At 72.8% G+C, this 7,182-nt stretch carries 7 protein-coding genes; 6 read left to right on the top strand and 1 reads right to left on the bottom strand.

The features are described 5' to 3' along the window. The first annotated feature begins 572 nt into the window (after nucleotides 1-572). The 6 genes from DQW06_RS16780 (at nucleotide 573) to DQW06_RS16755 (ending at nucleotide 5,737) form a co-directional block, all read left to right on the top strand. Nucleotides 573-1,193 carry a DUF6230 family protein gene (locus DQW06_RS16780; RefSeq protein WP_013151113.1) on the top strand — a complete coding sequence of 207 codons (621 nt, stop codon included), beginning with the start codon at nucleotides 573-575 and terminating at the stop codon, nucleotides 1,191-1,193. 71 nt (nucleotides 1,194-1,264) lie between these two features. Next, entirely contained in the window at nucleotides 1,265-1,633 is a 369-nt protein-coding gene (locus tag DQW06_RS16775; protein ID WP_013151112.1) for a DUF6114 domain-containing protein, read from the top strand. A gap of 164 nt (nucleotides 1,634-1,797) precedes the next feature. Beyond that, a complete protein-coding gene (locus DQW06_RS16770; RefSeq protein WP_117198891.1) occupies nucleotides 1,798-2,469 on the top strand; it encodes a hypothetical protein in 672 nt (223 codons plus the stop codon). A gap of 257 nt (nucleotides 2,470-2,726) precedes the next feature. Then, entirely contained in the window at nucleotides 2,727-4,367 is a 1,641-nt protein-coding gene (locus DQW06_RS16765) for an AMP-binding protein (RefSeq protein WP_117198890.1), read from the top strand. A 435-nt stretch (nucleotides 4,368-4,802) separates the two neighbouring features. Then, entirely contained in the window at nucleotides 4,803-5,297 is a 495-nt protein-coding gene (locus tag DQW06_RS16760) for a MarR family winged helix-turn-helix transcriptional regulator (protein ID WP_013151109.1), read from the top strand. Between the two features lie 206 nt (nucleotides 5,298-5,503). After that, nucleotides 5,504-5,737, top strand: coding sequence for a hypothetical protein (locus DQW06_RS16755; protein ID WP_019609576.1), 234 nt, complete (start codon nucleotides 5,504-5,506; stop codon nucleotides 5,735-5,737). Here DQW06_RS16755 and DQW06_RS16750 read toward each other — a convergent pair. After that, nucleotides 5,734-6,987, bottom strand: coding sequence for a PHB depolymerase family esterase (locus tag DQW06_RS16750; RefSeq protein ID WP_013151107.1), 1,254 nt, complete (start codon nucleotides 6,985-6,987; stop codon nucleotides 5,734-5,736). The genes DQW06_RS16755 and DQW06_RS16750 overlap by 4 nt on opposite strands. Nucleotides 6,988-7,182: the final 195 nt, after the last annotated feature.

The following is a 7,182-nucleotide window of genomic DNA, read 5'->3' as shown; positions in this document are numbered from 1 at the left end:
CCGATGCAGAGCGGTGCTCGAACCGGTTCGGTTGAGAGGAAGGAGGGTGCCGCCGGACCCGGTCCGGTTCCGAGTCGGCCCGAAGGCCGCTCGCCGTCCCGTGGCGACTCGGAGAACACTACCCCCCTCGTGAACACCGAGCAAACCGCAGCCCACGTGTCGCCGCTCACACATCGCCTCACGCGCGCACCCGGGCGCGGGCGGGCTGGAGTGGGCACCGACGACTCACCCGGTTGAGAAGGCCGGTGCGGAAGAACGCTCACCGGAATGACAAAGAGCACTCACAGCCAAATGCCACACCTCGTCCCCGACAAGCACATTCGCGCGTTTGCGCAGCTCAGGTCGGCTCTTAACGGTGCCACACCCGTGTTTGGCGTGAAAATCGGAAAAGGCGGGAAAGTTCGAAGAAGGCCCTTGAAATCCCCCCGGATGCAATACATGATGTGCAGCGTTACCGGAACGGACTCTGGTCCGGCGCCCCGAGGGACGGGGACGACCGCGACCAGGCCGCGTGCCGAAGGTTCGGGGGGACGGCAGGCGCAGCGCGGCCATGCACCCACGGAAGGACATGCATGGACACCACATCCCCCGACACCCCCGAGAGCCACACCAGCTGGAAGCGCTTCGCGCTCTTCTCGATCCCGGCGGGCGCGGCCGTGGGCGGCATCCTGGTCGCCATGGCTCAGGGCGCCCTCGCCGCCTCCTTCACCGTCTCCGGTCAGGACTTCAAGATCTCCGCGGAGGAGCTGAACGGCGAGGGCTTCGTCCAGTACGGCTGGCTGGACCAGACGGTCCGCGAGGAGGCCGTGCCGGTGGCCGTCGCCGGGATCCGCGAGGCCGAGATCCAGGGGCTGTGCCAGTCGGTCCTGACCGAGTTCCCCATCGTCGGACAGATCTCGCTCCGGCTGACCGCCGGTGACCGGGGCACCCCGGTCGTCGCGGAGAACCTGGTGATCGACATGTCGCAGATGGACGGCAACGCCTCGTTCGAGGACATCGAGATCGGCCGCGACGCGGGCACCCTCGACCAGGGCCCGCAGGGGTCGCGGGGGTTCGACGACCTGTTCGGCATGCAGTCCGACACCATCGTGATCGAGGACCTGGAGCAGACGGCCAGGGCCGCCAGCGCCGGGACCTTCCGTCTCTCCGGCCTGAGCTTGGGCATCAGCATGGGGGACGACGAGTGCTTCTGAAGCCGTCGCGGAGCGCGGGCGCGCGCTGGCGCGGATGGCGCAAGCGCCGCCCCTTCGCGGGAGGGCTCCTGATGATCCTCTCCGGCGCCGTCATGGCCTCGCTCGTCGCGATGCCGGTGGAGCTGATGATCCAGACCGGTGTCGGCGGGGTCTCCTCGCTGATGTTCGGCGGCATGCTCGCCGTTCTGGGCCTGGTCACCTGGTTCACCCCGAACCAGCACGTCATCACCGGTTCGCTGGCCGGGTTCCTCGGTCTGGGCGCGCTCATCCTGTCCAACCTGGGCGGTCTGGTGGTCGGCACCCTGCTGGCGCTGGCCGGTGGCGGACTGGCCTTCTCCTGGCGGCCGGTCGCCCGGCCGCCCCGGCGGAGGGGACGACGACGGAGGCGCCGGGAGGAGGAGGGCGTGGAGGCCCCTCCGGACACCCGAGCCGGGGACTGAACCGGCCCCCGTACCACCGGGGACACGCGCGGAGAGCGTCACGGGCCCGTGTGTTCCCGGAGGCCACAGGAAAACCACGTCTACCGATTCGGCGCGTACAACCCCCCGACCCCGCCGTGCGGCGCATCCGTGTGCCGTCCGGCCGCCACACACAAGGAGTACCCATGTCGGTTCCGCGACCGATATCCCCCGCCCGCGCCCTCCTGGCGACGGCTGCGGCGGGTGTCCTGGCCCTGGCCTGGGGCGGTAGCGCCTCCGCCCAGCAGGGTCCGACCACGGTGACGCCCGCCGGGGCGGTCTTCGAGGCCGCTCTGAGCGGCAGCGCCACCTTCACCGCCGGCAGCGTCGTGGTGACCTGCGACGCGTCGTCCACCTCTCCGGGCAACGGGAACAACCTGGTTCCCACGGCTCCCGGCAACCACAACCCCGGTGGCGCGGTCTCCTCGACCATCAACGCGCCGGACTTCACGGACTGCTCGACCAACGTCCCCTTCGTGTCCGCGACGGTCACCGTGGCCGATCCCGTGTGGGAGATGACCATGCAGCACGGGTCACCGACCGTCGGCACCATGGTGATCCCGGCCGGGGGCATCGTGGTGACCACGAGCGGCCTGGCCTCGTGCACCGCGACGGTCAGCCCTGACGCGGCCGCCGCCATCGGCGGCACGTGGACCAACGGCTCCCCCGCCTCGACCCTGGCCTTCGACACCGCGGCCCCGGTCGAGGTGACGGGCGGGTTCGGCTGCCCGACCAGCGCGACGCAGGCCCCCTTCGAGGCGGTCTACGAGGTGACCAACGCCGACGCCCCGTCCTCGCCCATCACCGTGACCGGCTAGCCCCCACCGACCGTGGCAGCTGCCCGGGGCCGCCGTGCGGTGCGCGCGGCGGCCCCGCCGCGGTGCCCGAGGGGTTCGCGCGCATCCGCCCTTCGTACGGGGGTGACAACCGCGCGCCGGCGGGGGCTCATCCGGGGACGGAGAAACGGCGGGGGTTCCTCGCCTACGGTCGCAGTACTTCCGGGGAGTCACGCGGCGAAGGCTCCCCGGTGAGGCGCGGAACGCTTCGCCCGTCCCCGTCAGCTCCCGGAGACACCATGGCGCCCAACGCCGAAGGCCCGCACGCCACCTCCCGCACGCGACACGTCCTGGAAACGGTGCGGGTGCTCGTCCGCGCCGGTGTGCTCAGCCCGGGACGTCCCGACAGGGTCGTCCGCCAGCTCCGCGCGCTGCGCACGTGGGGCGCCACGATCGCCGGGGGCTACGCCGCCGCGAACGAGCGCGTGCCCGACGCCGTCGCGGTCGTCGACGAGCTGGGCCCCACGACCTTCCGCGAGATGGACCTGCGCGGCCGCGAGCTGGCCAGGGACCTGCGCCGCGCGGGTGTGGGCGCGGGTGCGCGCGTGGGCGTGCTGTGCCGCAACCACAGCGGTTTCGTGCAGACGATGGTGGCCTGCGGGCGCTTGGGCGCCGACACCGTGCTGCTGAACACGGGGCTGTCGGCGGGCCAGCTGGCCGCGGCCGTGGGGGGCAACGGGGTGTCGGTGGTCGTCGCCGACGCCGAGTTCGAGGGGATGTGCGCCGAGCTCGATCCCGGTGTCGTGCGGGTGACGGCCTGGGGGGAGCCCTCCGACGGGGGCCCGGGGGTGCCGTGGCGGGCGCGGGAGGTCTCGGAGTCCGATCCGGAGCCGCCGGAGCGCCCCGGCCGTCTGGTCGTGCTGACGTCGGGGACGACGGGCGCGCCCAAGGGGGCGCGGAGGCCCACTCCGAGGGGGCCGCAGGACGCGGCGTCGGTGCTGTCGCGCATCCCGCTGCGGTCCTCGGACCGCATCCTGGTGTCGGCGCCGATCTTCCACACGTGGGGGCTGGCGGGTGTGCAGCTGGGCATGTCGATGCGGGCGACGTTGGTGATGAGGCGGCTGTTCGAGCCGGAGGACGCTCTGCGCACGGTCCAGGAGGAGCGGTGCACCGCGCTGTTCGCGGTGCCGGTGATGCTGCGGCGGATCATGGACCTGCCCCGGTCCACGCGCGAGCGGTACGACACGTCGTCGCTGCGGATCGTGGCGTGCAGCGGCTCGGCGATGAGCCCGCAGCTGATCACGGGTTTCATGGACGCGTTCGGGGACGTGCTCTACAACCTGTACGGGTCGACCGAGGTGTCGTGGGCGACGATCGCGACTCCCGGGGAGATGCGGCTGTCCCCGACGACGGCGGGCCGTCCGCCCCTGGGGACGCGGATCGCGGTCCTGGACCCCGGCGGGGTGGAGGTGCCTCCGGGGACGGAGGGGTCGATCCACGTCGGCAACGACATGCTCTTCGACGGCTACACGGACGGGCGGAGCAGGAGGGTCGCGGACGGGTTGATGGAGACCGGCGACCGGGGTCACGTGGACGCGAACGGACTGCTGCACGTGGCGGGCCGGGACGACGACATGATCGTCTCGGGCGGGGAGAACGTGTTCCCCCGGCCGGTCGAGGAGGCGATCGTGACGCTTCCCGAGGTGTGTGAGGTCGTGGTGACGGGTGTGCCCGACGAGGAGTTCGGGCAGCGGTTCGCGGCGTACGTGGTGCCGCACGAGGGCCGGGGCGTGGATCCGAATCAGGTGCGGACGCACGTGCGGCGGGTGCTCGGGCGGTTCTCGGTGCCGCGCGACGTGGTGGTCGTGGACGAGCTGCCGCGCAACGCCACGGGCAAGGTGGTCAAGCGCCTGCTGCCCCGTCGGGAGGAGCGCGGATAGGTCGGTGGGGTTGGTGCCCGCCCGGGCCGGACGCACGGGTGCGGGCAGCGGGGCACCGCGCGGGTGGAGCGCGTGACCGCCCGGGCCGCAAATCCGGGTGCGGGAGACGCCACGCGGATGGAGTGCGTGACCGCCCGGCCGGACGCGCGGGCGCCGGGACAGCCGGGTGCGCGTGGGGGGACAGATGCGGGTGCGGAGACGGATGTGGGTGGGGGGGCACCGCGCTGCTGGCGTCCGTCGGGGCGCGCCGCCTTCCGTGAACGCGCGCCGTTCCCGCGCGGCGGTCCCGTGTGACGGCGGGGACTCGGGTGCGCGGCACCGGTGCCCCTTCCGACCTGCGACGACCCCGTGCGGCACACCTGGGGGACGCGGTACCACTTTTCTTTGCACGCAAGGTAATTGCGGGCTTTGGAAATCGGGCGCCGGGTAACTACGATGGTGGCGATGGCCGACCGAACCCCCGCCCCCGCGGGCGGCTTCTCCCTTCCCGCAGTAGACGAGCAGATGTGCTTCGCCCTCTACGCGGCGTCGCGTGCGGTCACCAACCTGTACCGGCCCCTGCTGGAGCCGTTGGGGCTGACCTATCCCCAGTACCTGGTGATGATGCTCCTCTGGGAGCGCGGCGAGTGCTGGGTGAAGGACTTCGGCTCCGTACTCCAGCTGGACTACGGGACCCTCACACCGCTGCTCAAGCGGCTGGAGGCCCGGGGACTGCTGGTCCGGGGGCGTGATCCGCGGGACGAGCGCTCCGTCCTCGTCGCCCTCACCGAGGAGGGCGGGCGGCTCAGGGCGCGCGCCGAGGGGATTCCGGAGGCGATCGGGAGGGTCATCGACCTCCCCGAGGAGGAGTTCGAGGCCACCAGGCTGGCGCTGCGCCGCCTGACCGCGAACGTTCTCGCGGGACAGGCCCAGCTGCCCGAGGGCGGCTGAGGCGCGACGGACTCCGTCCGCCGCGTCCGCCGTCGGGGGACGACGGACGGCAGCGGCGGGCGGCGGGGACGGACACCACGGGGGTCGTGTCCGTCCTCCGGAGCACGGGCGGGTCGCGGTCGCGGCCCGCCCGTATCCGCCGTCGGCCCGGGGGGTGTTCGCCGTTCCCCCCGAGGGTGGACCGCCGCCGGGCTAGGGTTGGGGACATGTCGATCTGGGCGTCAGACAACCGCAGTGGGCAGGTCCGCGAGGCACTGACCATGCTCCTGTCCCAGGGAGTGATTGACGACTTCCGCATCCGGCCGGACGAGGAGTTCCCCTTCCGGGTGACCGTCCCGGCAGGGGTGGTCCCGATGACCGAGCACCAGGCCGCGCACTTCGCGCTGGGCGCGGCGGTGAGCCACTTCGGGCGCCTGGCACGCGGCGGGAACGGGTCCTAGCAGCCTCCGGGCGTGTGCTCCCAGTGGCCCGGTGAGGTCTCGGTGAGCGACGTGGTGACGAAGACGTTCCACAGGCCGAGCGCGTCGCCGGAGCCGACCGCGTAGACCAGCCCGGAGCGCTGGACGGCGCGGCCCGCCGACACGTGGTCGTAGTTGCTGTCCCTCACGCACGTCCCCGGCCCGGTCGGCGGGTCGGTCGGCTCCTCCGTGGGCGGGTCCGTGGGGTCCGGGACGGGGCCGCCTCCGTCGCCGATGCCCCAGAAGTCGACGGTGTACCCGGTCGAGCAGACGGTGTCGAGGAAGTAGGCGCCCGCGGTGCCGCAGCCCGCGGACGGGTCGACGGGGGTGCCGTGGCCCATGCCGGAGACCGTGTAGTGGGCGACGGCCGCGGTGGCCGCGTCTCCGCCGTGGTAGGCGGCGGTGGTGGAGCCCGGCAGCCGCTCGGTGGCGTCGGGGGCGCCGGACAGCCCGTGGACGTTCGTCCACTGGCTCGCGACCGCCTCGCCGTTGGCGGGGGCGACCGTGGTGTCGGCGGTGCCGTGCCAGACGGCGACGCGCGGCCAGGGCCCGTCCCACCCGGGGTTCTGGGCGCGGACCTCGTCGCCCCACTGCTGCGGGTTCCTCGTCTTTCCGGGGTTCATGCAGCCGAAGGCGTCGATCATGCCGCTGGCGCAGCCCACGGGGATTCCCGCGACGACGCTGCCCCCGGCGAACAGGTCGGGGTAGGCGGCGAGGAGTTCTCCCGCCATGGCGCCTCCGGCGGAGAGCCCGGAGACGTACACCCGGTCGGCGTCCAGGCCGTGGGCGGACACGGCGTGCCCGACCATGGAGCGGACCGACCTGGCCTCGCCGGAGTCGCGCGCGGTGTCTCCCGGCTGGAACCAGTTGAAGCAGCCGGTGGCGTTGTTGGCCGGCCTCTGCTCGGGGTAGACGAGGGCGAAGCCGTGCTCGTCGGCGTACCCGGCCCACCCGGAGTGGTCGTGGTAGGCGGCGGCGTTCTGCGCACAGCCGTGCAGGAGCACGACCAGGGGCGCGTCGGCGGGCAGGCCGTCGGGAACGTAGGAGTGCATCGCCAGGTTGCCGGGGTTGGCGCCGAACGAGGGCACCGGGGTGAGTGTGGCCGCCGAGGCGCGCGGGGCCAGAGCGATCAGCAGGGCGGCGACCATGACGGCCACGGTGGCCAGGGTCGCGGTGAGGGAGAGGGCGGTCGCTGGCAGGGGACGGCTGGCGGGTGGTGCCGTGGAGTCCATGGGGGGGTGCCTCCGGTGATCCGGTCGGTGAGCGGGGGATCTGGCCGGGAGCCTAGCCCTGATGTGACCCACACAACATGTAGCGGAGACAGCGATCACACCTCCGCCGCCAGTGGGGAACCCACAGCCGTCCTCCGGCCCATGGGCGCGGGGCACATGTCCGAGCCCGGGGGTGTGTCCGGTGCCCCTATCCCC

This window comes from Nocardiopsis sp. TNDT3 (assembly GCF_003427465.1).
Taxonomy (GTDB): domain Bacteria; phylum Actinomycetota; class Actinomycetes; order Streptosporangiales; family Streptosporangiaceae; genus Nocardiopsis; species Nocardiopsis dassonvillei.
This window is presented reverse-complemented; position numbering and strand designations above follow the sequence as displayed.

What these genes read in the sequence shown, in the direction of transcription:
- DQW06_RS16780 (WP_013151113.1), top strand. Translation starts at nt 573, where the DNA reads ATGGACACCACATCCCCCGACACCCCCGAGAGCCACACCAGCTGGAAG.
- DQW06_RS16775 (WP_013151112.1), top strand. Translation starts at nt 1,265, where the DNA reads ATGATCCTCTCCGGCGCCGTCATGGCCTCGCTCGTCGCGATGCCGGTG.
- DQW06_RS16765 (WP_117198890.1), top strand. Translation starts at nt 2,727, where the DNA reads ATGGCGCCCAACGCCGAAGGCCCGCACGCCACCTCCCGCACGCGACAC.
- DQW06_RS16770 (WP_117198891.1), top strand. Translation starts at nt 1,798, where the DNA reads ATGTCGGTTCCGCGACCGATATCCCCCGCCCGCGCCCTCCTGGCGACG.
- DQW06_RS16755 (WP_019609576.1), top strand. Translation starts at nt 5,504, where the DNA reads ATGTCGATCTGGGCGTCAGACAACCGCAGTGGGCAGGTCCGCGAGGCA.
- DQW06_RS16760 (WP_013151109.1), top strand. Translation starts at nt 4,803, where the DNA reads ATGGTGGCGATGGCCGACCGAACCCCCGCCCCCGCGGGCGGCTTCTCC.
- DQW06_RS16750 (WP_013151107.1), bottom strand. Translation starts at nt 6,987, where the DNA reads ATGGACTCCACGGCACCACCCGCCAGCCGTCCCCTGCCAGCGACCGCC.